The sequence below is a fragment of the Pseudomonas sp. HN11 genome, from assembly GCF_021390155.1.
Classification (GTDB): domain Bacteria; phylum Pseudomonadota; class Gammaproteobacteria; order Pseudomonadales; family Pseudomonadaceae; genus Aquipseudomonas.
Window position 1 is genome coordinate 1510507 of sequence record NZ_CP089985.1, and the last position, 22914, is coordinate 1533420.

17 protein-coding genes, 1 tRNA gene and 1 pseudogene are annotated in these 22914 nt (G+C 56.6%); 10 read left to right on the forward strand and 9 right to left on the reverse strand.

Going from position 1 to position 22914, the window contains the following annotated elements; translation table 11 throughout:
• The first annotated feature begins 29 nt into the window (after positions 1-29).
• Together LVW35_RS06895 and LVW35_RS06900 are read left to right on the forward strand one after the other, a co-directional pair.
• Positions 30-1193: an MFS transporter gene (locus LVW35_RS06895; RefSeq protein WP_233894416.1), complete on the forward strand. Its 1164-nt coding sequence runs from the start codon at positions 30-32 to the stop codon at positions 1191-1193.
• Positions 1190-2356, forward strand: a complete 1167-nt coding sequence (locus LVW35_RS06900) for an MFS transporter (RefSeq protein ID WP_233894417.1) — start codon at positions 1190-1192, stop codon at positions 2354-2356. The genes LVW35_RS06895 and LVW35_RS06900 overlap by 4 nt, the downstream gene beginning before the upstream one ends.
• Here the strand turns inward: LVW35_RS06900 and LVW35_RS06905 are convergent.
• The gene (locus tag LVW35_RS06905; RefSeq protein ID WP_016975142.1) at positions 2349-2657 is read right to left on the reverse strand and encodes an addiction module antidote protein; all 309 of its coding nucleotides are present in this window, start codon (positions 2655-2657) and stop codon (positions 2349-2351) included. The genes LVW35_RS06900 and LVW35_RS06905 overlap by 8 nt on opposite strands.
• A gap of 2 nt (positions 2658-2659) precedes the next feature.
• Positions 2660-2953, reverse strand: coding sequence for a type II toxin-antitoxin system RelE/ParE family toxin (locus tag LVW35_RS06910; RefSeq protein WP_068937614.1), 294 nt, complete (start codon positions 2951-2953; stop codon positions 2660-2662).
• 468 nt (positions 2954-3421) lie between these two features.
• Between LVW35_RS06910 and LVW35_RS06915 the strand changes: the two genes are divergently transcribed.
• Positions 3422-3661, forward strand: coding sequence for a DUF6124 family protein (locus LVW35_RS06915; protein WP_095015065.1), 240 nt, complete (start codon positions 3422-3424; stop codon positions 3659-3661).
• A 227-nt stretch (positions 3662-3888) separates the two neighbouring features.
• Here the strand turns inward: LVW35_RS06915 and LVW35_RS06920 are convergent.
• From LVW35_RS06920 to LVW35_RS06940, 5 genes are all read right to left on the reverse strand, one after another.
• Positions 3889-3962: transfer RNA gene (locus LVW35_RS06920), tRNA-Gly, on the reverse strand.
• 110 nt (positions 3963-4072) lie between these two features.
• Positions 4073-4957: an alpha/beta fold hydrolase gene (locus tag LVW35_RS06925; protein ID WP_233894418.1), complete on the reverse strand. Its 885-nt coding sequence runs from the start codon at positions 4955-4957 to the stop codon at positions 4073-4075.
• A gap of 305 nt (positions 4958-5262) precedes the next feature.
• Positions 5263-5955: a 16S rRNA pseudouridine(516) synthase gene (locus tag LVW35_RS06930; protein WP_233894419.1), complete on the reverse strand. Its 693-nt coding sequence runs from the start codon at positions 5953-5955 to the stop codon at positions 5263-5265.
• On the reverse strand, positions 5955-6167 hold the full coding sequence (locus LVW35_RS06935; RefSeq protein WP_233894420.1) for a cysteine-rich CWC family protein: 213 nt from the start codon (positions 6165-6167) through the stop codon (positions 5955-5957). Before LVW35_RS06935 ends, LVW35_RS06930 begins: the two co-directional genes overlap by 1 nt.
• Before the next feature lie 64 nt (positions 6168-6231).
• A complete protein-coding gene (locus tag LVW35_RS06940; RefSeq protein ID WP_233894421.1) occupies positions 6232-7854 on the reverse strand; it encodes a methyl-accepting chemotaxis protein in 1623 nt (540 codons plus the stop codon).
• A 262-nt stretch (positions 7855-8116) separates the two neighbouring features.
• Here LVW35_RS06940 and LVW35_RS06945 point away from each other — a divergent pair, with 262 nt between their 5' ends.
• Entirely contained in the window at positions 8117-8479 is a 363-nt protein-coding gene (locus LVW35_RS06945) for a hypothetical protein (protein ID WP_233894422.1), read from the forward strand.
• Positions 8480-8526: 47 nt separating this feature from the next.
• Here the strand turns inward: LVW35_RS06945 and LVW35_RS06950 are convergent, their stop codons facing one another.
• Entirely contained in the window at positions 8527-9639 is a 1113-nt protein-coding gene (locus LVW35_RS06950; RefSeq protein WP_233894424.1) for an enoyl-CoA hydratase/isomerase family protein, read from the reverse strand.
• Positions 9640-9776: 137 nt separating this feature from the next.
• Here LVW35_RS06950 and ung point away from each other — a divergent pair, with 137 nt between their 5' ends.
• The 5 genes from ung (at position 9777) to LVW35_RS06975 (ending at position 18753) form a co-directional block, all read left to right on the forward strand.
• Complete coding sequence (gene ung / locus LVW35_RS06955; RefSeq protein WP_233894426.1) at positions 9777-10469, forward strand: uracil-DNA glycosylase; 693 nt, start codon at positions 9777-9779, stop codon at positions 10467-10469.
• Positions 10470-10638: 169 nt separating this feature from the next.
• Positions 10639-12642, forward strand: coding sequence for a hypothetical protein (locus LVW35_RS06960; RefSeq protein ID WP_233894428.1), 2004 nt, complete (start codon positions 10639-10641; stop codon positions 12640-12642).
• A 199-nt stretch (positions 12643-12841) separates the two neighbouring features.
• A complete protein-coding gene (locus LVW35_RS06965; protein WP_233894430.1) occupies positions 12842-14914 on the forward strand; it encodes a hypothetical protein in 2073 nt (690 codons plus the stop codon).
• 251 nt (positions 14915-15165) lie between these two features.
• Positions 15166-17424 (forward strand): autotransporter outer membrane beta-barrel domain-containing protein, encoded by a 2259-nt coding sequence (locus LVW35_RS06970; RefSeq protein WP_233894432.1) that lies wholly within the window; start codon positions 15166-15168, stop codon positions 17422-17424.
• Positions 17425-17530: 106 nt separating this feature from the next.
• Positions 17531-18753, forward strand: a protein-coding gene (locus LVW35_RS06975) for an IS3 family transposase (protein WP_233892000.1) whose coding sequence is annotated in 2 segments (ribosomal slippage) — positions 17531-17882 and positions 17882-18753 — 1224 coding nt in all. Because the reading frame shifts where the segments join, the coding sequence is not laid out codon by codon here.
• 70 nt (positions 18754-18823) lie between these two features.
• On the opposite strand, the gene LVW35_RS06980 is transcribed toward LVW35_RS06975, so the two are convergent.
• Entirely contained in the window at positions 18824-22390 is a 3567-nt protein-coding gene (locus LVW35_RS06980) for a YncE family protein (protein ID WP_233894434.1), read from the reverse strand.
• Between the two features lie 134 nt (positions 22391-22524).
• Here LVW35_RS06980 and LVW35_RS06985 point away from each other — a divergent pair.
• Positions 22525-22812: pseudogene (locus LVW35_RS06985) on the forward strand (autotransporter outer membrane beta-barrel domain-containing protein); the annotation flags it as partial.
• Positions 22813-22914 lie beyond the last annotated feature (102 nt).

The following is a 22914-nucleotide window of genomic DNA, read 5'->3' on the forward strand; positions in this document are numbered from 1 at the left end:
AGACCTCACAAAATAAAACGAGAGGTTTCATGAAACCGCGCCTGCATTGTGCCCGTCTTGCCCTGTTCCTGTGTGGTTGCGCGGCGTTTCTCAACCTGTACGCCACCCAGAGCATCCTGCAGACCTTTGCTGCGCAGTTTCAGATCAGCGCCAAGGCAGCGGGGTGGAGTATTACGGTGACGACCTTGGCCGTGGCGATCACTGCGCCCTTTGTCAGCCGACTGACCGGACGCTTCGAGCAACGCACGGTGATCAGCGTGGCGGCGTTGTTGCTGGCGGTGCCGGCGTTGATGACCGCCTATGCCGACAGCTTTGCCGAGGTGCTGGTGTGGCGGTTTGTCGAAGGCATGTTGATTCCGATGGTGTTTGCCACCAGCGTGGCGTATATCGGCGACCGCTGGAGCGGCGGAACGGTCACGGAGGTCACCAGCCTTTACGTGGCTGGGACGGTGTTGGGTGGGTTTGCCGGGCGCTTCGTCACGGGTGTGATCACGGAGTACGTGGGCTGGCGCGAATCCTTTGAATTGCTCGCGGTGCTGAGTCTGATGGTGGGTGGTTTTATTCAGTTCTTGTTGCCGGTCAGCCGCGCACGACCCGTAAGGGTAGAGACTTCGTTCTCGACGGTTTTTCGCAAACCTTTATTGGCCGCCTATGCGGTAGGCTTTTGCGTGCTGTTTTCCCAGGTAGCGGTGTTTACCTACGCAGGTTTGTATCTCGGATTACCGCCTTTCAGCATGGGGCCTGCTGCGTTGGGCACGCTGTACATGGTGTTCCTGCTGGCGCTGATCGTGATCCCTATCGCTGGCCGCCTCAGCAAGGCCCGGCCACATGCTGAACTGCTGAGCGTGGCTGCGGTGCTGGGTATTGCCGGTTCCGCGCTGACGCTGTTGCCCTCTTTGTGGTGCATTGTTGCAGGCCTTTCGCTCAGTTCGACTGGCGTGTTCCTGGCCCAGGCGGCGGCCAACGCATTCACCACCGCGACCGCAGGTGACAACAAAGCAGGCGCCGTGGGCGTGTACCTCACCTGTTACTACCTGGGCGGCAGTTGCGGTGCGATTGTCCCTGCGTTGATCTGGGAGCGTTGGGGCTGGGCCGGGTGTGTGGTGCTGATTATCGCCTTACAGGTGTTGACCTTGTTTATCGCGCTCACTGGCTGGAAGCCCGTTAAACCTCAACTGATCCCGACGTCATGAACGACACCTCAAACCGCCGCCGTACCTTGATCGCCGGCTGCAGCGCCCATGCCGTGCATGATGGTCTTACCGATGTCATCTACGTGTTATTGCCGATCTGGCAGGCGCAGTTCGCGCTGTCCTACGCCCAGCTCGGACTGTTACGCGGTGCTTATTCCGGGATGATGGCAGTGTTCCAACTCATAGCCAGTCGCGCCGCGAAACGCTGGGGCCGTGTATCGATGCTGGTGGGCGGCACAGCACTTGCCGGTATGGCGTTCTTGCTGGTGGGCCAAGCCACTGGGCTGTTGATGTTACTGCTGGGACTTCTGTTAGGTGGCTTGGGCGCCAGCACCCAGCACCCGCTGGCCTCTTCGATGATCAGCGACGCCTACGAGGGCGGTGGCGGAATCAAGCAGGCACTGTCCCAGTACAACTTTTCCGGCGATATCGGCAAAACCCTGATTCCGGGTTTGGTTGGTCTGCTGCTCACCGTCATCAGCTGGCGTGCCAGCGCGACGTTGCTGGGGTTGCTCGGCTTGGCGGCGGCGGGGCTGCTGTGGTGGTTGGTTCCCACGCAGGTGTCCAAATCCACCTCTACAAAAAACACCAAATCCTTCGGCGGAAGTGGCTCTGTCACCGGCCTGCGCGCCTTGATTCTCACCGGCACCCTCGACAGTGCCGTGCGTATGGGTTTTCTGACCTTCCTGCCATTTCTGCTGCAAGCGAAAGGCGCGGGCACTGCCGGTATCGGCCTGGCCCTGACGCTGTTGTTTATCGGTGGCGCATTCGGCAAATTGCTCTGCGGTTACCTGGGGGCGCGCATCGGCATGATGAAAACCGTGTGGCTGACGGAAACCAGCACCGCGTTGCTGATTGTTGCCGCCGTGTATTTGTCACTGAGCGGGTTGATGGCGATGCTGCCGTTACTGGGCCTGGTGCTCAACGGTACGTCTTCGGTGCTGTACGGTGCCGTGCCTGAACTGGCGGGCGCGGGGAAGCGAGAGCAGGCGTTTGCGGTGTTCTACACTGGCACCATCGGTGGTGGTGCGCTGGCGCCGGTGGTGTTCGGCGGGGTGGGGGATGCGTTGGGCGTGTCGGTGGCGGTGATGGTATTGGCGGGGGTGTTGCTAGTGACGTTGCCGTTGGCGTGGGTGGTGCGGCGGGGCTTCGAGCTCAAATAATCGAGCGGTCGACCGGATGTCCAGCCCGCGCAAATAGATCGATACCGAGGGAGTGGAGTACTTTGAGTACAGTTTCGAAGCGAGGTTTTGCGCCAGGGGCGAATGCCTTGTAAAGGCTCTCACGACCCATGCCCGCTTCGGCAGCGATCTTTGTCATTCCTCGGGCTTTAGCCACGTAGCCGATGGCGCGAAGAAATTCTTGATTGTCGCCGTCGGCCAGAACCTGAGAGAGGTATTCACTGATGGCCTCGTCGCTGTCGAGCAGTTCGGCCATATCAAATGTCGTCAGCGTTTGTTTCATGATCAAACCTCTTTTGCCAATTTTTTTGCTCTACGGATATCAGTGTCCTGGGAAGACTTGTCACCGCCTACCAGCAAGATGACGATCACCTTACCTCGCAAAGTGAAATAAATTCGATAACCCGAACCAACGTCTATCCGCATTTCTGAGATGCCGTTACCTAGTGTCTTGATATCGCCCAGGTTACCCATGCTGGCTCTTTCGATACGTCGACCTATTGCGATCTTTGCTCGTAGGTCGCGTACTTCTGAACGCCAGTTAATGAAGGCTTGGGTTTGCTGGATCAAATAGCTCACAGGACCTCGCGTGGCCTAACTGTATCCAAGTGGATACTTGCTGGCAATAGGAATGGCAGATGGCGAAGGCTGGGGAGGATGCGTGGGGAGCGCTTCGGTTTCAAACGTTCTTGAAGGTTTTCCTGTTGCCAAAATTTGCAGTGGCAGTTCGGGGATAGAGGCTGTATTCGAACCTTGCGGCATTGCCTACACAACCATCAGAATCGTCCGAGTTGTGCGTCTTGGGCGACCTCTTTAAGGTTCGTCTGCCGCTGCCCATCAGCGGTCGGGTTTAGTAGCCCGTTGAAAATTTATCCGGCGTACGGCTGTCCTTACCGTCAGGCACTTTCATGCCTGTGCTTATTGGTAGCTGTACGTAGGGCGTCTTCGGGCGCGCCGGTTTTTTCGGATGAATTTTCCCGGTCTACTAACCTGCGTACAGCTGCCACCCTAACCCATTGGGTGGTGGTCCTTACCGAGGATCAACAGATGTGTAATGACTCATGTAATCCATCCGTAAAACTGTTCAGCGTCCGTCCCGAAGCCAACACCGAAGCACTGCTCGCCAACGCCTACGAAACCATCGCCGGCGCGGGAGCCATGACCAATGAGTTCGCCGAAACCCTGCCTTCCCAACAGCGCTACCTGGCCCTTGCGATTCAGCAAATGATCGAGTTGGGGCTGATGCTGGTGGAGGCGGCGCAGGACCGCGTGGATCAAGTCGCCTAGGTCACTTGGCGCACTGAATAGGCTTGCCTTCCCAGGCCGCCCATACCAAGGGGGAGGGGAGCCAAAAAATTCCAGATGCTACAGGGACGAGGCCAGCGTAAACGGAATGCGCAATGCGCCGATCGGTCCTTCCCGCACATCGCAGCCATAAAAAAACCGGCCATCAAGGACCGGTTTTTTAGGCATTTCCCGTCAAAAGCCAACCTGACGCGAAACGAGAATTTAAGTGGAGCGGGTAGAGGGAATCGAACCCTCGTCGGAAGCTTGGGAAGCTACTGTTCTACCATTAAACTATACCCGCTCAGAGCGGCTGACTTTGTACCAGATGTTCGCTGGGATTTGAAGTTTTTCTTCAAAAATGTGTGGCTTACATGTGGCGAGCAAGCTTGCTCGCCACAATAAATCTTCATTTCAAATCGCAAAGGCATGCTGTGTCTGGCCCTGGTGATAGCGCGGCCGGCTGACCTGTCGCTCCGGTTTCAAGAAGCCCACCACCGCATCCCGGCTGTCCCGGCACGCCGCCTTGTGTTCCATGTCCAGGAAATGCCCTGTCGCCTGGATGGTACTGAAGCTGCTGTTCGCCACATGCTGGCTAAATAGCTTGGCGTCTTGGGCGCTGGTGTATTCGTCCCATTCGCCGTTGAGGAATAACACCGGAATGTCGATCTGCCTGGCCGCCTTGAGGTAGCACAGGCGATCACTGTTGAGCACATGGCTGATGTGAAAGTGCATCTGCCCATACTCATGTTCGGCCAGGCTGCTCACGTGCTTGTAGTTGAAGCGCTTGAACAGTGATGGCAGGTGTTTGCCGAGGGTGCTGTTGACCAGGTGGCCGACGCGGTCGCGGTCGAGGTTGCCGAGGTAGTCGACACCGCGTTCGAGGTAGTCGCGCATCGGTGCGTTGATCACTGGCGAGAACGAACTGATCACGGCCTTTTCCACGCGGCGGGGGCGGTGGGCGAGGGCGACCAGCGCAGCGGCACCGCCCCAGGAAAAAGACAGTACGTGTTCGGCGGCGAAGTGATCGATGAGCTCCAGCAGGATCTGGCCTTCGACTTCCTTCGTCAGCATCTGCTCATGGCGGTTATGGATTTTGGAGCGGCCAGCGTAGGGCTGGTCGTACAAAACCACATTGAATTGCGGGTACAGGCTTTTCACGGTTTGGGCGAAGGATGCCGTGGTGGCCATGGAGCCGTTGACCAGGATGATGGTCTTTGCAGCAGCATCCGCGCGATAGAACTCCGTGTAAACCCGATACTGACCCTGTATATCCAACACAGCGATTTCTGGCCTCATGTCGTAAGACTCCTGGCAAGCGGGTAGGGCGCGCAGATCACTCTGCACGAGCTTTGTGACAGGTAGGCATACGCCTGGAAAGGGAGGGCCCATGTCGGCCCGATGACGGCTGGCCGATGGGTGTCGTTATGGTGGGCTGTATGCCTGAGAGGCCCGTAGATCAAGAGCGGGCGGGGCAAGTTGTTTCTTGGAGGTTATAGGCGACTCGCCAGTCATATTTAAACGGGTGATCCTGAGTCAAGCAGCAGAGGTGCGACCCTGCAAGGCGGTGAGGCGGTTTTTTGCCATCACCGGCTGAACGGTCGTCAGACCATTCGGATTTCATCGTCGGTCAGCGCCCGGTACTGGCCCGGCGTAAGGGCCGCATCCAGCACTAAAGGGCCCATTCGCTCGCGATGCAGGCCGATCACCTTGTTATCAAAGTGCCCGAACATGCGTTTCACCTGGTGGTAGCGGCCTTCGACGATGCTCAGCCGTGCGGTGGTCGGCCCCAGCAATTGCAGTTCGGCGGGTTGGGTGGTGAGGTCTTCGAAGGCGAAATACAGGCCTTTGGCAAAGGTCGTCGCATATTCGGGGCCAATGACCTGTTCGGTCTCCACAAGGTAGACCTTGGGGAGTTTGGTCTGTGGCTGCGTCAGTCGCCGCGACCATTGGCCGTCATTGGTGATCAGCATCAGACCGGTGGTGTTGAAGTCCAGACGACCGGCAATGTGCAGCTCATGTCTGTCCGGCTCATCGAGTAAATCCAGCACGGTTGGATGCTGCATGTCCGCCGTGGCGCTCACGTACCCCTGGGGTTTGTGCAACATGAAGTAGCGGGCCGGTTTGCCCGCCTGCAGCACTTCATCGTCAACACACACGCGACTGAACTCCCGCACCTCATAATGGGGATCGCTGATGGCCATGCCATTCACCGACACGCGCCGCTCAACCAGTAGCAGGCGCACTTGCTTACGATTGAAACGTGGCAGGTTACTGAGGAAGCGATCAACTCGCATTACTTCAGCTCAGCCCCGCGCAATTGCTCATCCACCTGAGCGCAGCGTGGACACAGACAAGCCTTGTTGCGCACTTCCAAAGGCAGGGCCTCAAGCACGGCCGGGTCGATGGTGACGCCGTAGCACCAGCATGCATGGTCGACAGTACGTGGGTCTGCCAGTGTGCAATCGTTGCGGGCGCCGCAGGCAGGGCAAAGGGTTGGCGTGGTCATGGGCAGGTTCGGGCAAGGTTCCGGTGTGCCCTGCACGATACAGGGCCCACCAGGTGCAGGCTACTTAGAGCTGGAACTTGCTGACCAGTACGTTGAACGAAGTGGCCAAACGCGACAGGTCCTGGCTGGACGCATTGGTCTGGTGAGCACCGGCGGCCGTTTGGGTAGACAAATCCTGGATGTTCAGCAGGTTGCGGTCCACTTCGCGGGCCACCTGTGCCTGCTCTTCCGAGGCGGACGCGATGACCAGGTTGCGTTCATTGATCTTCGCCACGCTGGCGGTGATCCGTTGCAGCGCTTCACCAGCGTTCTGCGCCAGGGTTTGGGTGTTGTTGGCCCAGGTCAGGCTCTTGTTCATTGCCGCGACCGCATCATCGGCGCCGGTCTGGACTTCGCCAATCATCTTTTCAATATCGACGGTCGAGATTTGAGTGCGGTGGGCCAGTGCCCGCACTTCATCGGCGACCACTGCGAAGCCACGACCTTGCTCACCCGCACGAGCCGCCTCGATGGCCGCATTCAGGGCCAGCAGGTTGGTCTGGTCGGCGATCCCACGGATCACATCGATCACCTTGCCGATTTCCCGTACCTGGCCGGCAAGGTCTGCAACCGACTGAGTGGAATCGTTGATCTCACCCACCATCGAACGCATGCCGGACACGGCTTGTTCGACTTGTTGGCGTCCGTCCTCGGCCTCGGTGGTGGCTTGGCGCGAAGCTTCCGAGGTGGAGACGGCATTGCTCGCGACTTCGTCCACGGCGGCGGTCATCTGGTTGACGGCGGTGGCGGCTTGTTGAATTTCATCATTTTGCCGGGTCAGGCCACGGCTGCTTTCATCGGTGACGGCGCTCAGTTCTTCGGCGGCCGAAGCCAGCTGGTCGGAGGCGTTGGCGATTTCCACCAGGGTGCTTTTCAAACCGCCCTGCATGTCCGACAGCGCCATCAGCAGTTGTCCGGCTTCGTCGGTGCGTTCGGTGACGATAGCCTGGGTCAGATCGCCCTTGGCAATGCGTTGCGCGCTCTCCACGGCCTGGGCGATGGGGCGGGTGATCAGGCGGGTGATCAATACACCCACCGTGATCGCAATGATGAACGCCAGGACAATACCGCTGATCATCCAGGCCAACGCGCTGGCACGCAGCTCATCGGCGGCGACGGCACCTTCCTTGATCTGGCGGTTATTGGACTCGATCATCACGCGGATCAACTCGCGCGCCTGGCGGAACAGTTCATTGTTGGTGGTGTTCAGTTGAGTGCGGGCCTGCTCGACCTGACCGCCGTCAAGCAGCGCCATGATGTGTTCGGAACTGCTGATGTAGGTGGGCCAGATCTGGTCCAGCTTGTCTCCTGCTGCCCGTTCGTCATCTTCCAACGGCGTCGCGCGATAGGTCGCGTAGGCGCCCTGACTGCGCTTGAGTTCCTGGGCGATGTCCTGACGCACGCGATCGCGGTCTTGTTGGGCCACGTTGCCGTTGCTTGCATCCATCAACCGGTACAGTCCGCGGTTATGGGCGACAAGACCGTTGAGAGTGGCGGCTGTATTGCTCACGGAAACAAGGTTGTTGGAGAACGTCAGCTCCAGTGCCGTAGAGAGGCGAACCACCCCTTTGATCCCCAACAGGCCGACCCCGAGGGTGACCAACGCACACATTAAGAATGAAAGCAGCAGCTTGGTTGATATTTTCATGGCTCGAATCCGACGATAGTAGCGAAGGGCGCACGCAAGAGACTCTTTAGCGTGGTGTAATGTCATAGTGACATCATCGCAATTGGAAAGGTTGCGAGCCAGAGAAATTTACTGAATCGATAAAGCTCGAACAGATGTATCAAGTCGTTACGAAAGCGCACCAGATTCAGTTTTTGATGTCAGATATTTCGTCATTCGGTGAAAGCCGAATGCCGCCCTCCAGCGTCGCTGGAGGTGCTCTTCCGCGGTCCAGGAGGCCGCCATGTATCGACGACTGCTGCTCAGCGCTTTACTCGGTCTGACCCTTTCCGCTTGTGTGCCCTATTACGATGGCGGCCAGAGTTATTACCGTTCGCAGGTCTACACCTCACCGGCGCCGGTTTACTACTACGGTGGGGGCTCGGCGTACCCGTACCGCCGCGACTATTACCCCGCGCCGCGCTATTACGCGCCACAACCGCGTTATTACCCGGCGCCGCGTTATTACCAGCCGGCCCCGCGTTACTATGGGCCGCGTGCCGGTTACCGGCCTTATCCGAACCAAGGCTGGGGTGGCGAGCGTTGGGGGAATGGTGGGCATGGACGCGGCTCGGACCACGGAGGTGGCCGCGGCGGTCACCGTTGACAGGCCTGTATTGCCAGCGGCGCATGAAGCGCCGCTTTTTATGGGCGTTAGTAATCCGACAAGTCGGCCAACGGATGACGGCCTTCCCACGCCTTGTTGAAATGCGCCTGCACCACCGCCTCTGGGATCGTATTGATATCGGGCCAATGCCAATGCGGCGACTGATCCTTGTCGATCAACCGCGCGCGTACCCCTTCGCTGAATTCCGGGTGACGGCAGCAATTGAGGCTCAGGGTGTATTCCATCTGGAACACCTGCGCCAGGGACAGATGCCGGGCGCGCTGGATCTGTTCCCACACCAGATGGGCAGTCAGCGGGCAGCCTTCGCTCAGCGTCTTGCCGGCACGGCTGAAGAGGGGATCGGCGTGCTCACGCAGTTGGCTTAACGCGCGCCAGGCACACCGCACATCACCCACATCCAGCCATTCATCGATCTGTGCCCGTCGCGGCAGCCACTGCGCTTCGGGTCGCTGGTCGACGGCTTCCTGGGCCAGCGCTTTGAGCAGGCTGTTGAGTTGCATCGCGGTCTGCTCCTGCCAGTTCAATTGCAGCAAGCCATCGAGCAGTTCGTCTTGTTGATCGTCGCGCAGGAAGCGGTCGGCCAGGCCCAGGTCCAGAGCATCGCGGCCATTGATATGGGCGCCGGTAAGGCCCAGGAACAGCCCCAGTTTGCCCGGCAGGCGCGACAGGAACCAACTGGCGCCAACGTCCGGGTACAAGCCGATGCTGACCTCCGGCATGGCCAACCGGCTGCTGGGTGTCACGATACGCACTGCGGCACTTTGCAGCAGGCCCATGCCGCCACCCAGCACATAGCCGTGGCCCCAGCAAATCACTGGTTTCGGGTAGGTGTGCAGGCGATAATCCAAACGGTATTCCGCCGCAAAAAATTGCGCCGCCAGGGCTGGCACTGCGCCTGGCTGTTCCCGACAGGCCTGTGCCAGGCTGCGCACTTCACCGCCGGCGCAGAATGCCTTGGGTCCGTTGCCACGCAGTAGCACGCAGACGATGTTCGGGTCTTTGGCCCAGGCGTCCAGGCGTTCGGACAGGGCCAGGATCATCGGCAGGGAAAGGGCATTGAGGGATTTTTCAGCGTCGAGGCTGGCGATGCCGATGCGGGCACCGTTGCTGCCGGTCAGCTCTTCGAAGTGCAGGTTCATCGTGACCTCAATCGATAAGGTGAAGGATGAGTATGATCCCTTCGTGGGGAAGTGCCGGTGGTGTGTCAGATCAATTGACAAGCAGGGTCGGCTTTCCTAGGGTTCGCCTCATTCTTTTTTTACAAGACAATTCAACTATGACCGACAGCGACCGTATCAAACTCGAACCCAGCTGGAAACACGCCCTGCGCGATGAGTTCGAGAAGCCCTACATGGCTCAGTTGCGCGAGTTCCTGCGCCAGGAACATGCCGCCGGCAAAGAGATCTATCCGCCCGGCCCGCTGATTTTCAACGCGCTCAACTCCACACCGTTGGATAAGGTCAAAGTGGTCATCCTCGGCCAGGACCCGTACCACGGCCCCGGCCAGGCCCACGGGCTGTGCTTTTCGGTACAGCCCGGCGTGCCGGCGCCGCCGTCGCTGGTCAATATCTATAAAGAGCTCAAGCGCGACTTGAACATCGACATCCCCAACCACGGTTACCTGCAAAGCTGGGCCGACCAAGGCGTGTTGATGCTCAACACCACCATGACCGTGGAGCGTGCCAACGCCAACGCCCATGCGGGCAAGGGCTGGCAGTTCTTTACCGATCGGATTATCGAGGTGGTCAGCGAGCATCAGCCGCACCTGGTGTTTCTGCTGTGGGGCGCCCATGCCCAGGGCAAGCAGAAGCTGATCGATGCCACCAAGCACCTGGTGCTGACGTCGGTACATCCGTCGCCGTTGTCGGCGTATCGCGGGTTTCTGGGGTGTGGGCATTTCAGCCGGGCCAACAAGTTTCTTGAGCAGAATGGCGAGACGCCGATCGAGTGGCGTTTGCCGCCGCTTTAAGCACGCTTGGATACACCGCAAGCAAGGTTTGCGCCATACAGCCCTGTGAGTTCTGACAGTATCCACTCAGGCAATTTACGCTTTAACTGTTCTCCTGACCGTAGGCGGCGGGTTCGTGCCAGCGCAGTAGTCCATGGTCGCCATATCTTGGTTGCGTGGGGAGAATGAGATGACTGACTCAAAGGTACGCCAACAGAAAAAAACCATCGGCAAAAAAGCCCGCCCCAACAAAAGAAAACAGAAGCCACCTGCGGTAGGGCCTGTCGCTTCAACACTTGCGGTGGCGGGCCCACTGCCGGAAGACGGCCTTCCAGTGTTATGGGATGAAGCCGCTCGCAAAATCCCCCTGTCAGTCCGGGGCCAGCCTTTCAAAGTCACCATTCCAACCGTGTGGACGCCCAATAACGCAGCCACTAACGTGCGCACCACCATTCGATACTTCTGGAAGGGCGACCATGTGTGGACTGAGGATATCCTCGGCCCCTATGATCCCGGCGCCCTGTTCCCGTTCACCAGAGCGCTACCGGCGTGGTTGCTGGATACGCCCGGTATCAGCCAGATGTATTACGAGATCAGTGGGGTATTGTTGCCGACGGGAGAGTCGGACCGAACGCTGATTGATGTCGACGATATCCCCCCCAACCTGGACAACCCAGGCGCCGAATTGATATTCAGCGCCGATACGCTTGACGGTGTGAGTGATGCCGAACTCTCCGCTGACGCAGGTATCCCCAGTGAAGTTCCACGTTACCTGGTCATGCGCACTGAGGACGTGGTCATGTTTTACTTTGGGCCGCTCCCCAATATCAATTATGTCGGCAGCTTGATCGTTGAACGGCGCCACATTGAAGACGGTGACCCACTGCTGTACCTGATTCCCGAGGAGTTTGTTCGCAACGGTGGTGGTGGTGAAAGGTGGGCGTCCTATAGGTTTATGGACCGTGTCGGCAACATCGGGCCTTATTCCGATCCGGTCAAACTCGATATCAATCTGATTTCCTTGCCAGACTTGCTCCGGCCTTTGGTGCCTAGGGCAGAAACCGATGGGCTGATTGACCTGGATGATATCCGCCAAGGGGTGAGCGTCTCTATCCGCGAAATAGTAGGGGCGCTTGCTGGAGATATCATTACTCTGCGTTGGAACACCCGTGTTCTGGCGACGATTACGGTAGGCGCGACACAGATCTGGCCCATTCCCGTGGATGTAACGTGGATGGTATTCCTGGTCGGCGGGTTTGACGCTCGATACCCGGTAAGGGTCTGGTACGAGTTTGCGCGGGGATCGCTCACCAAAAACTCACCGGACACCTTCATTGAAGTCGATGCTACGGTGGCAGGTGAGCCCCCGGTCAGCCCCGATCCGATCAACCCGGTGTTGGCGTCTGTAACGGTCAAAGGGGTCACTGAGGATAACGTTGTTACACCGGCAGATTCACCCGGCCCTGTTTTGGTCGAGGTGCCTTTGTTCTTTAATCCGGAGGTGGGGGAAAACCTGCGCCTTTTCTGGGGCAATGACGCCGCATTTGCCGATATCAAAGTGGTTGATCCCGGGGATGTCGCCGGGCAGACCGTGCAGTTGTACGTGCCGTGGGCCTTGATCGTCGCGGGTGGTGGGCTGGTAGAGGTTTATTACTGGACCTATAACGGCGTCAATTATCAACGTAGCCCTGCCACCCAAGTGCGGGTTGAGTTGGACACGTTAACGGGGCTGCTTGCCCCCAACCTACTGAACAATCACCCGAGCAAGTGGATCACTTGCGATACCGTCCCCCAGCCTTATGAGGCGGTCATCATGGCGATTCCATGGAGCACGACTCATTTTGAAGTCGGGGATACGGTCAGGTTGTTCTGGAGCAGTCACAGCACCACCAATGGTGGCGGACCGCCTATTCCGGGGTCTCAGGTCTGGTTTGAAGTGGAGCTGATGGAGGCCCACAGAACTGCCGGCGTGGTAGAGGTCTACATCGAACCTTTCGATCCGTTGATCACGGTGCCTGGGCTGATTCCAAGCAATGGTTCAGGGTTGACTTACTACCGTCTGTACAAAGCGTCGGGCCCAACTGGCAAGTCAGCATTCACAGCGTCGCGGATTGATCTTATCCGGCCTGGTGGGTCGACGTGTCTCGCTCCGCCGGCAGGTAAGCAGTCGAAGCCTGGAAAATCAAAATCCTAATAGAAAACAGGTTGAATGAAAGGGGGGCTTAGGCCCCCTTGTTGGTTTACATCAGGGCCGGCAAATGCAGCATTAGCGCCAATCAAAGTAATCGCGCACATTCTTATTGTGTTCGGCGATTTGCGTATGTGTGCGGAAATACAACTAACGAAGATTCATTGGTTAAACCGCACACCTGTCAATGTTGACAGGTGTGCGAATGTTTTTTGGAGCGCTTAATACAAATGGCCTTATGTCTGTTTTTGAAGCGGACGAGTTATATACACTTCCGGAGTCAACCAAGATGGCAAGTTTAAAGAAAACCAAAAGCCCCAAAGAGCCCAAAGCTGCCGAGAAAGCCAAGAAAAAAGCCAAGACGGCTGTTCGCTCGGTTTTGACAGAGCCTCGATCCACGCGCAAGGCGCCACGGGCAGGTACGCTTGACCCAATCCAAGGGTTGAATACGCTGCCTCCCATACCCGATGGTCAGCCCAATCTGATGAGTATCGAGACGCTTTACTTGGACGGATTGCAGTTCGCGGTCCCCAGATGGAACATAGGGGGAGGCGGCCCGGCAGCGCGTCACGAACTGGAAATCAGGCTCAATAATGTGCTCATCATGCCCCGTGAAGACCTCGGTCCTAACCTGGATGCTCCCGGCCTGGTGTGGCCTCGCCCTTATACCCTCACTCAAGCCCAAGTGGGAGATCACGGTGTCAAAAGCCTGACCTATGAAGTGTTTTTTAACCCGGCGACCAATAGTTCGAGAGAGCCGGTGAACTTTACAATCGACCGTTACGACACACACGCCAGGACTCGGCCTGCGAAGGTAGCGCTTCCGTCCTGGGTGGTCGATGGCAAAGTAACAGTGGAGTTGCTCGCAGTGCCGGGCAACATGTTCACCGTTACCTGCAGCGGTCGGCTCGATCCTCAGGTGGGTGATGAACTGTTGCTTTTCTGGCATTACACGGATCCGACCCCGGTTGTCACTGTCAGCAATTTGCCCGTCAATAATTCACCGGTAGACGTTACCGTGCCCCTTGCGGATATTTTGAGCAAGCCCTCAGGCATCTATCAAATGGCGTACATCTATAAAGACCGAGCGGGTAATGAAACCAGCTTTCCCCCCTATCTGACGGACATAACGCTTTCCGTTGACCCCAGCCCTTCAAACCTGCAGCCGCCTGTCGTGCCTGAAGCGCCGCTGGATCGGGAAGATGCTCAGTTGAATCGCGCTTATGTTCGAATCACGGGCTTCGATAATGCTGAAGTTGGCGATGAAATCGTTGTCAGCTTTAACGGGCGACTGCTCTATCACAAGCTAACCAACTTCATATTCCCTAAAGACATTCCAATACCATGGCTCGATTTGGCGTTTGGAGGCGAGGCTGCACCCTATACTGCCCCGGTCTTTTACAATGTTGTTCGAAGCGGTAGTCCCTCCCCGAATTCCGCCACAATCGACGTACCAGTGGATCTTTCAGCACCGGGCCTGATACCTGATCCGGGCGGTCCTGGGCCGGTCAACCCTAACCTCGGCCTGCTTACACTCACCTCGGCTGGCGGCCTGACCAACGAAATCGGCCCGGGTGATATGGGTAATGCCACGGTTACTTTTGATGTGTATACCGGCGCAGCGGCGGGTCATCGAATTCAGATTTACTTGAAAGGCATGCCCATGCTGACACCGCCTTACACCGTCACCGTGGCGGACGAGACGGCTACACAGTTCAGTATTACGGTTCCCGCAGCAGGCATTGCCCTGGCCGGTAACGGTGTGCACGATGCCTATTACAGCCTCAATAACGGAACCAACAATAACTTCATCGACTCCTTGCCAACCGCGATCGATGTGAAAGCATTCGTGATTGGAGATTTGGCTGCGCTTGAATACCCAGATTCGATAGATTCCGGTATTGGCGACGGCTCCCGCTTCATGAATTGCGATCATGGCGTTGCATCAGGTATCAAAACCAGAATCATCAGCCCAGGCAAGTTGAAGATCGGTGACAAAGTGAGCCTGGTGTGGGTGTTCTATGGGCCTGATGACTTCTACTCGACCGTTGAAGTGCTCAACCATGAGTTCCCTCCCGTGACCGTCACCCTCGATCACTTTGCCGGGCACCCTGGCGAAGAGTTTACGGTGCCCTTCACCACCTATATCTCTCCCGTCACCGAGGGGCGTGTCGAGGCTTACTACAAAGTGCTCGGAGCGGGCGGTACTCCGGGACAGTCCGATCCTTCCATTTTGTACGTCACCCGCAAGCGCCTGGGCGGTGGTACTTGTGGCTGAAACGCTGTTCCGGATGCACTGAGTCGTTCCCGATAACCCTTGAGGTCAATGCCTCAAGGGTTATCGGTTTTGCCCTGACGGTTCGCGTCAACGCTGTGCCCATCCATCATTAAGGAAAGTCCTACAAGGTCGTAGATTCGGCCTACATGAAGTTCCTCTGCGGGTACGTAATCTCTGCGCCTCTGAAGCCCGAGTCGATGAGTCCTGTAATCGATTGGCTTGTTCAGTCATCCGACTAGAGGTTCTACCCAATGAATACCAACGTACTTTTCAAACGTTCGCGCTTGTCTGCCGCGATCAAAATCATGGCGATCGCTCCTTTTTCGCTGGCGGCAACTCACGTGTACGCCGTAGACCTGGGCGCAGATCAGCAGCTTGTCATTGATGCAGGTAGCCCCTTTGATCGCTACACCCTGAAGGATGGTGCCAAACTGACCTCCAACGGTGGTTCGATTCTCAGCATCCTGTCGCAGAATTCGACCTTTGAAATGAATGGCGGCGAGGTTGTGGCGGGCTCCGAACACGGCGTCCGGTTGTACGGCAGCCAGGCAACCATTCGCGATGCTCAAATTTCCAGCGCCAGCGGCATTGGGATGATCGTGGGCGAGCAAGATGGTGTAGGCAGTCACGCCCAGGTGTCCAACAGCCGGATAGAAGGCGCCACCTATGGCGTCAATCTGGGGCGGGAAAGTACGCTGCAGATGACGAACACGGATGTCATTGGCGGCGAGTTTGGCATGCTGGCAATCGACGGCAACCTGACCGCCCAAGGCGGCAGCATCACCGGCGGCACCAATGGTCTCTATGTGTTTCGCACTGCTGATGGGACTACACCCGCCGGCTTTCACCTTGAGGGCACCCGGGTAGTTGGGGAAACCGGTGCCGCCATCGTGGTGGATTCACCGGGGGTTGGTACTACGCCAATCACGCTCGTCAATGGCACCACGCTGGAGGGTGGCAACGGCAACATGTTGGAGGTGATCAACGGCGGCTCCGCTGACGTATTGGTCAACAACAGCAACCTGGCCGGCAACATTCAGGTAGGCGCCGGCAGTGCGCTGGACCTGAACCTGGATTTCGCCTCCATGACTGGCGATATCATTAACAGCGGCGGCACCGCCAACGTGGGTCTGAACAACGGTGCGGTACTCACCGGCCGCCTGGAAAACGTCGACAAGCTGGCCGTCAACAGTGATGCCACTTGGGTGCTGGTCGATGGCCAGGAGGAGCTTAAGGAGCTGTCGATGAATGGCGGTTACGTTAAGTTCGGTGATTCAGAGGCGTTTCATCAGTTGGATGTGACCAACCTGAATGGCACTGGCGGTACCTTCATGATGAAGGCGGATTTCTCTACGTTGACTGGCGACTTCCTCAATGTGACCGGCACTTCGTCTGGCGCCCACAAGTTGCTGATCGCCAGTACCGGAGCCGACCCTTTGTCTGATGATCGTCTGCATGTGGTTCACACTGCCGACGGCGGCGCCACCTTCAGCCTTCTGGGTGATCGTGTTGATGTGGGCACTTATTCCTACGGCCTGATCGGCGACAATGCCGACCACGACTGGTACCTGGACCCGGACAACAAAGTGATCAGCCCGAGTACCAACTCCGTGCTGTCGCTATTCAATGCGGCACCGAGTGTTTTGCTGGGTGAAATGACCAACCTGCGTACCCGCATGGGTGAACTTCGCTTCAGCGAGGGCCAGTCCGCTGGCTTGTGGACCCGCGCCTACGGCAACAAGTACGAGGTGTCCAACGACAAGACTGGCCTGGGCTACAACCAGTCCCAGCGCGGTTTTACCATCGGTGCCGATGCTCCGGTGCAAGCAGGTGACGGCCAGTGGCTGATCGGCGCCATGGCCGGTCACAGCACCTCGGATCTGGACCTGGATCGCGGCAGCAAGGCCGATATCAAGAGCTACTACGTAGGTGGCTACGCGACCTGGCTGGATAGCGAGAGCGGCTTCTACTTTGATGGCGTGCTCAAGTTCAACCGCTTGCACAATGAGTCCAGCGTGGCCATGAGCGACGGCAAGAAAGCCAAGGGCAACTACACGCAAAATGCTGTGGGTGCTTCCGCTGAAGTGGGTCGCCATATCACGCTGGATGACGGCTTCTTCGTTGAGCCATACGGCCAGATGGCTGCGGTAATCACTCAGGCGCAGAGCTACACCCTCGACAATGGCCTGCACGCCAAGGGTGATCGTTCGAGTTCGGTGATCGGTGAACTGGGTGTAACCGCTGGCCGCAACTTCCAGCTGGAAAGCGGCAGTGTGGTGCAGCCGTACCTGAAAGCCGCCGTGGCCCATGAGTTTGACCAGAGCAATAAGGTGTTTGTCAACGACAATGCGTTCAACAATGACCTGTCGGGTTCGCGCTTGAAACTGGGTGCGGGTGTGGCGATGTCGGTGTCGCAGAACCTGAAGCTGCATGCGGATCTGGAGCACAGCACCGGGAAGAATATCAAGCAGCCGCTGGGGGTGAATGTGGGGTTGCGGTATGACTTTTAACGCGTAGAAAAAAGCCCCGTACTGAATTAAGTACGGGGCTTTTTTGCACTGGCTGTCCCGTCCTGAATAAGGTTTACACCTTCTGACCTATCTTCAGGAGGAGCCAATGGATGCGGGCAAAAGGCGAAGCCAGCGTGACTACACGCTAGCCTTTAAATTATCGGTCGTAGACCAGGTCGAAAAGGGCGAGTTGAGTTATAAAGAGGCTCAACGGCGCTACGGCATTCAGGGCCGGTCCACGGTACTGGTCTGGCTGCGCAAGCACGGCCGGCAGGACTGGAGTCAGGGCGCCTCAATTCGAGAACCGAGGAGCAGGTCCATGACTGAGCCACCCCTCCCGCTAACACCCGAGCAGCGGATCAAAGAGCTCGAAGAGCAGTTGGCGCTAAGCAACCAGAAAGCGCAGTTCTTCGAAGCCGTCGTGAATGTTCTGAAGAATGACTACGGTGTTTCTGTCGTAAAAAAGCGACCCGGCAAGTCCTCTCGCAAGGGCAAATCCAAGACCTGAGCATCACCAGGGCTTGCCTGTTCATGGGCATTTCGCGCCAAGCATATTACCAACGAAATCGGGCTTTCGACGCGAGGGCTCGCCAAGATCAAGAGGTGATGGACTTTGTTCTTGAAAAGCGCCGACGCCAGCCACGGATCGGCACGCGCAAGCTGCATTACCTGATGAGCGTCGAATTTGGCGCATCAGTGCAGGTCGGCAGAGACCGCCTGTTCAGCATCCTGCGCAACGCTCGAGAACTGGTTGTGCGCAAACGGGCTTACCACAAAACGACGGACAGCCATCACCGCTTTCGCCGCCATCCTAACCTGCTCAAAGCGGGCCAGAAGCAGATCGTACCCAACAGGCCAGAGCAGGTGTGGGTTGCAGACATAACCTACCTGCCGACACAGGAAAGCGTGGCTTATGTGAGCCTGGTGACAGACGCTTACTCGCGCAAGATCGTAGGCCATCATGTGCATGCGAGTTTGCATACCGAGTCGGTGATCAAAGCGATGGAAAAGGCAGTTGGTGAACGCCAAACCACGCTTCCACTAATCCATCATTCAGACCGCGGAGCCCAATACTGCTCTGAGCTTTATCAGCGCTTGCACGCCAGTCATGGCATCAGATGCTCGATGACCGACGGCTATGACTGCTACCAGAATGCTCTGGCGGAACGGATAAACGGCATTTTGAAGACCGAGTTTCTGCTGTATCGCCCTAAAAATCTGGCGGATGCAGTGAAGATGGTGGGTGAGTCGGTGCTGATCTACAACGGGGAAAGGCCACACATGTCCCTGAAATACAAAACGCCCGATGCGGTGCATCGAGCGTTTTGAGACTGAAACAGGTGTAAACCTATTTCAGGACTAGACAGGCTATCCTCGAGGAGTGCAGCCAGGGAGTGGATTAAAGATCAACCAGCGTAACGACGTTTGCCCTATCGCTTGAGACTAACAGGTGCTGGCCATTGGGCGTCACTTTTAGCGCCCTGGGACCGTTGAACCCTCGCAGCGTGGCCACGTCTTTTAGTTCGTTGGTGGAGGCATCCAAAACTCTGACTGTATCGGTACCGAAGTCCGCCACATAAAGTTGTTCCTGAGACGGATGCGTTGCCACTCCCAAAGCATTGGTAAAGCCTGATTTCAAGTGCGTCATGTTGTTGAGCAGGCGATTAAACATACCCACGTTAGTAACGGCTGCAAAGAAGGCTTTTTCACTTTTATTAGAAAAGGCAATGTCGTTAACGGGATTGCTAAAGGGCGCCCCGGTTATGTACGTGTCCGACGCCGTATCCAGTCGGCGTATGCCGCTTGTGCCTGAGTTGATGTAAAGGACATTTTCGGGCGATGTGTAGAGTCGTCCTGCGGAAGATACTGAAGAGATGTATGTGAGGATAGCATGGGTCAAAGTGTTGACTTTAAGCAGGTAGTAGGTGTATCTGGAGTTATAATAATAATAGCCTGTAGCATAAGCTGAAGTGTTCGTTCCGTTAGTTGCGGTAATGTTTTGGGCGTAGTAATAACTGGTATTGCTATAACCAACGTAGCCGAAGGTGGCCGCGTCGTAAAAATAAAAGGAATGTGGGTAGGCCCTGCTGACTATTAGTTTTTTGCCGTCATTGCTTAAAGCGATTCCACTGGAGTACGACAAGACTATGGTCGTTACGACGGCGGCTGTGTTTATATCAATAACACTGATGGTTTTTGAACCTGCGTTATACACAAACGCCGTCACGCTGTTCTGCGTTATAACAATCTGGTGCGGGCCCGCACCCACAGGAATATGTTTAGAAATTACGGGCTGCCGATCCACCACGTACTCAACCGGTTTCAGCTTGATCGCGCTGCTTTCCACGCCCAGTTCATCCATCGAAACACTCGCTTCGACGGTCAGCACACTGCCTTGGGGCAGACTTTGCCTATAGGCCTCAGGTATAAGGTCAAGCGTGCGCTTGGCCGCAAACTCAGCAGCGCTTACCTTGATGCCTTGTCGCAGGAACAGATCGGAAGAACTCCTCAGGCGAATGAAAACCGCTTGCTGCCGATTGAAGAATGGCCACTCGTCGATCCTGACGTTGGCGGACTGGCTCGCATCAATAACCCCATCTTTCTCTTCTGGCACACTCACCACGTCCAGCGTTTGATTCGATAATGCCAGCACGTTAACGGTGAGTGGAGGTGACTCTAAGGGTTGTCCATTGCGAAGCACTTCAAAATAAGCTGTGAACGATCCACCCAGGTACGCAGCCACCAATGAACTACTCCACGTAAATGTGATGTAGGTGTGGCCCGTATCCGGGATGCCAGGTTTGCTCGGAATGTTCGGCGTTCCAAGTCCCGGTTTGCCGAGTATGAACAGTGTTACAAGGTCTTGGGGCTGCGTATCATATTCCACCCGGAATGTGAGAATCCTCGGACGTGGCGGTAGTACATCGTTTGTATCGAGCTGCACCACGCCGGGTGATAAGTACGTCGATTCCAGAAGGGTTGGGTGCTTGTTCAACTGCAACATTGCCCCTACGTTAACGATCAGCGGCAGAGACTTGAGCGGAATGTCCGTGGGCCTTTTCCTGACTTCCCAATGCAGTGTCATGGTTCCATTTTTATTGTTCAGGACAATATTGCGCGCAATGGTGAAAGGCAGCACAGTGCCAAACCAAACCGATGTTACTTTCAGCCAGTCGGTGGTAATGCTGCCGCCCGGCTTGCTGCCCGTGGCAACTACTCGAACCTCGTCGTCCAAGGCAATAGCGGAATGCGGGTCGACAAGGGCTCTGAGATTGCCTTTACTCACAAGCTCGTCAAATACATGGTCTGGCGGTGGTGCTTCTTGTGACCTGGGGGCGGGTAACAGGATTTGAATGCTACCGACTCGTACGATCACCGATTGTGAAGGGCGGGCGGCGTCGTTGTCGACGATGTAAAACGCCTCGAACGAGGAACCTTCCAATTCGCTGAATGGCCAGTAGTCCAAGAAGAAATGGGTGTCTCCGGCGCCTGCGATCTCCGTGTACCGCAAATACACGGGGACGCCGACGAGGCTTCTGCCTTCGATGATCAAGTCGATTCTGGTTCCGGGAGCCTGTCCGAAACCGCGTACGGTTATTTCTACCGGGTTGGTATCTACCGGCAGTACACCGCCCACGGTGCCATGTACAACAGGCGGCAAGCGACGGTTGTCAACCGGCGTGCCCCTCATGCCGTAAATTACGGCCTGGGAAGGCGTATCAGTCGTTCCCGACCGAATGCGCTTATAGGCGGCCAGCAAACGGCCCCCTGTCAGTTTTTGGACGAAGCCCAATGGCAGAGCAATGTTGGCGCGGATCAGGGTGGGCTGCAGCACTGTATAGGGTTCGGTGTGCGTCAGCGTATCACCGGTCGAGGTAAGCCCAGTGTAGGTGACAAGTAGTTCGTCATTGGCGAGCCAGCCATGGTTTCTAATCGGTACCTCGAAGTTCAAATCCTTCGTTTGTGCATCGACATTGATAAACTCTTCATTTAACTCATCATCGTAATCGGACTCAGTGACATGCCCCTCAATCAGGTAAGGGTTGGATCCACCACCTGCATTGTTTTGTATGAATCTTGGAACGGAAAAACCGATGGACTGATTACCTGCCTTATCCCTTACATACCATTCCAAAATGTTCACGCCGGGTGTCACTTGCTGCCAGGTGCCGTCATAGATGGTTATAGCAATGGGCGTGGTACCGGAAGCTTCAAGGCTGCTCACCGTGTGAGGCACGATCCTCCCGCCGATACTCACGTAGATCACATCGCCTTCTTTGCGGTGGTACACCTGATCCACCAGCGGATTCAACGGATATTTATCAATGAGGATCTCGACACCTAATTGGGCAGCTGCCTGGCTGATGATCCCAAAGGCTTCGATGCTTGGATCTACAAACCTGATGACCCCCATGTTTTCATTAATGATGGGGGTGCTTACCTGAGGGTCCAGGCCTGCGGGTTCTTTTGTATCTACCCAGATACTCAATGCCCGAGTCTCGTCAGTGGTGCCGCTCAGGCGTTTGACGAACGCTTGAAGTTTATTATTCGCCTGGTCGATAAATCTAACGCTGTCTATCGTGAGGAAAACGTCTTTGCCGATCTCGGCGTCTTCTTTGCTGACGGTATAGTGAGCCACCTCTGTATCGTTGAGATTCACCCAGACGTAGTCACCTTCGGCCTGTGCAACCCAGGCATAAAGAATGTAAATGACGCCCAGCGAGCTGACCGTCAGTGCTGCCTTGTTGAGGGCGCCATCGGTGTCAGGTATAGGGGTGAGGTTTGGAATGTACGGAGTCAATTCAGCAAAGGGGTATCGACCGTCAGTCCCGCTTGGTGGGGCGCATCCGTCTGGAGCAGGTTTGTCAGGTAAGCGTCCCAACGATGACTTGCTACGTTTAATGCGCGCGACCGTTGGTTCGCAGCCGTCGTGTAGAGAAGATTCGGGAGATTGAGAGTCGGTCATGGTGGGATACCTGTCTGAGTCTTAATTAAGGACACGACTCGTATCACCCCTGCGTTGAGTCGCAGCCTAAATTCAATGCCCTGCCTCTCACTCTGCCTAGCTGTGAGAAATGACAGTGCCGACAGACGGTAACGACCCAACTGGGTGTAACCGGTGGCGGCAACTTCCAGCTGGAAAGCGGCAGTGTGGTGCAGCCGTACCTGAAAGCCGCAGTGGCCCATGAGTTCGACCAGAGCAACAAGGTGCTCGTCAACGACAATGCGTTCAACAATGACCTCTCGGGTTCGCGCTTGAAACTGGGTGCGGGTGTGGCGATGTCGGTATCGCAGAACCTGAAGCTGCATGCGGATCTGGAGCGCAGCGTTGGGCAGAATATCAAGCAGCCGCTGGGGGTGAATGTGGGGTTGCGCTTCGACTTCTAAGGTGATGCAGTTGCACGCCTGATGATGCATAAAAAAACCGTACGCCAGTACGGTTTTTTTCCATCTCCTTGAATACCTCGTGAAAGAACAAGCGCCCCCTCA

Excerpts from the sequence above, each read along its gene's own strand:
- LVW35_RS06895 (WP_233894416.1), top strand. The coding sequence starts at position 30 with ATGAAACCGCGCCTGCATTGTGCCCGTCTTGCCCTGTTCCTGTGTGGT.
- LVW35_RS06900 (WP_233894417.1), top strand. The coding sequence starts at position 1,190 with ATGAACGACACCTCAAACCGCCGCCGTACCTTGATCGCCGGCTGCAGC.
- LVW35_RS06905 (WP_016975142.1), bottom strand. The coding sequence starts at position 2,657 with ATGAAACAAACGCTGACGACATTTGATATGGCCGAACTGCTCGACAGC.
- LVW35_RS06915 (WP_095015065.1), top strand. The coding sequence starts at position 3,422 with ATGTGTAATGACTCATGTAATCCATCCGTAAAACTGTTCAGCGTCCGT.
- LVW35_RS06925 (WP_233894418.1), bottom strand. The coding sequence starts at position 4,957 with ATGAGGCCAGAAATCGCTGTGTTGGATATACAGGGTCAGTATCGGGTT.
- LVW35_RS06930 (WP_233894419.1), bottom strand. The coding sequence starts at position 5,955 with ATGCGAGTTGATCGCTTCCTCAGTAACCTGCCACGTTTCAATCGTAAG.
- LVW35_RS06935 (WP_233894420.1), bottom strand. The coding sequence starts at position 6,167 with ATGACCACGCCAACCCTTTGCCCTGCCTGCGGCGCCCGCAACGATTGC.
- LVW35_RS06940 (WP_233894421.1), bottom strand. The coding sequence starts at position 7,854 with ATGAAAATATCAACCAAGCTGCTGCTTTCATTCTTAATGTGTGCGTTG.
- LVW35_RS06945 (WP_233894422.1), top strand. The coding sequence starts at position 8,117 with ATGTATCGACGACTGCTGCTCAGCGCTTTACTCGGTCTGACCCTTTCC.
- LVW35_RS06950 (WP_233894424.1), bottom strand. The coding sequence starts at position 9,639 with ATGAACCTGCACTTCGAAGAGCTGACCGGCAGCAACGGTGCCCGCATC.
- ung (WP_233894426.1), top strand. The coding sequence starts at position 9,777 with ATGACCGACAGCGACCGTATCAAACTCGAACCCAGCTGGAAACACGCC.
- LVW35_RS06960 (WP_233894428.1), top strand. The coding sequence starts at position 10,639 with ATGACTGACTCAAAGGTACGCCAACAGAAAAAAACCATCGGCAAAAAA.
- LVW35_RS06965 (WP_233894430.1), top strand. The coding sequence starts at position 12,842 with ATGTTTTTTGGAGCGCTTAATACAAATGGCCTTATGTCTGTTTTTGAA.
- LVW35_RS06970 (WP_233894432.1), top strand. The coding sequence starts at position 15,166 with ATGAATACCAACGTACTTTTCAAACGTTCGCGCTTGTCTGCCGCGATC.
- LVW35_RS06980 (WP_233894434.1), bottom strand. The coding sequence starts at position 22,390 with ATGACCGACTCTCAATCTCCCGAATCTTCTCTACACGACGGCTGCGAA.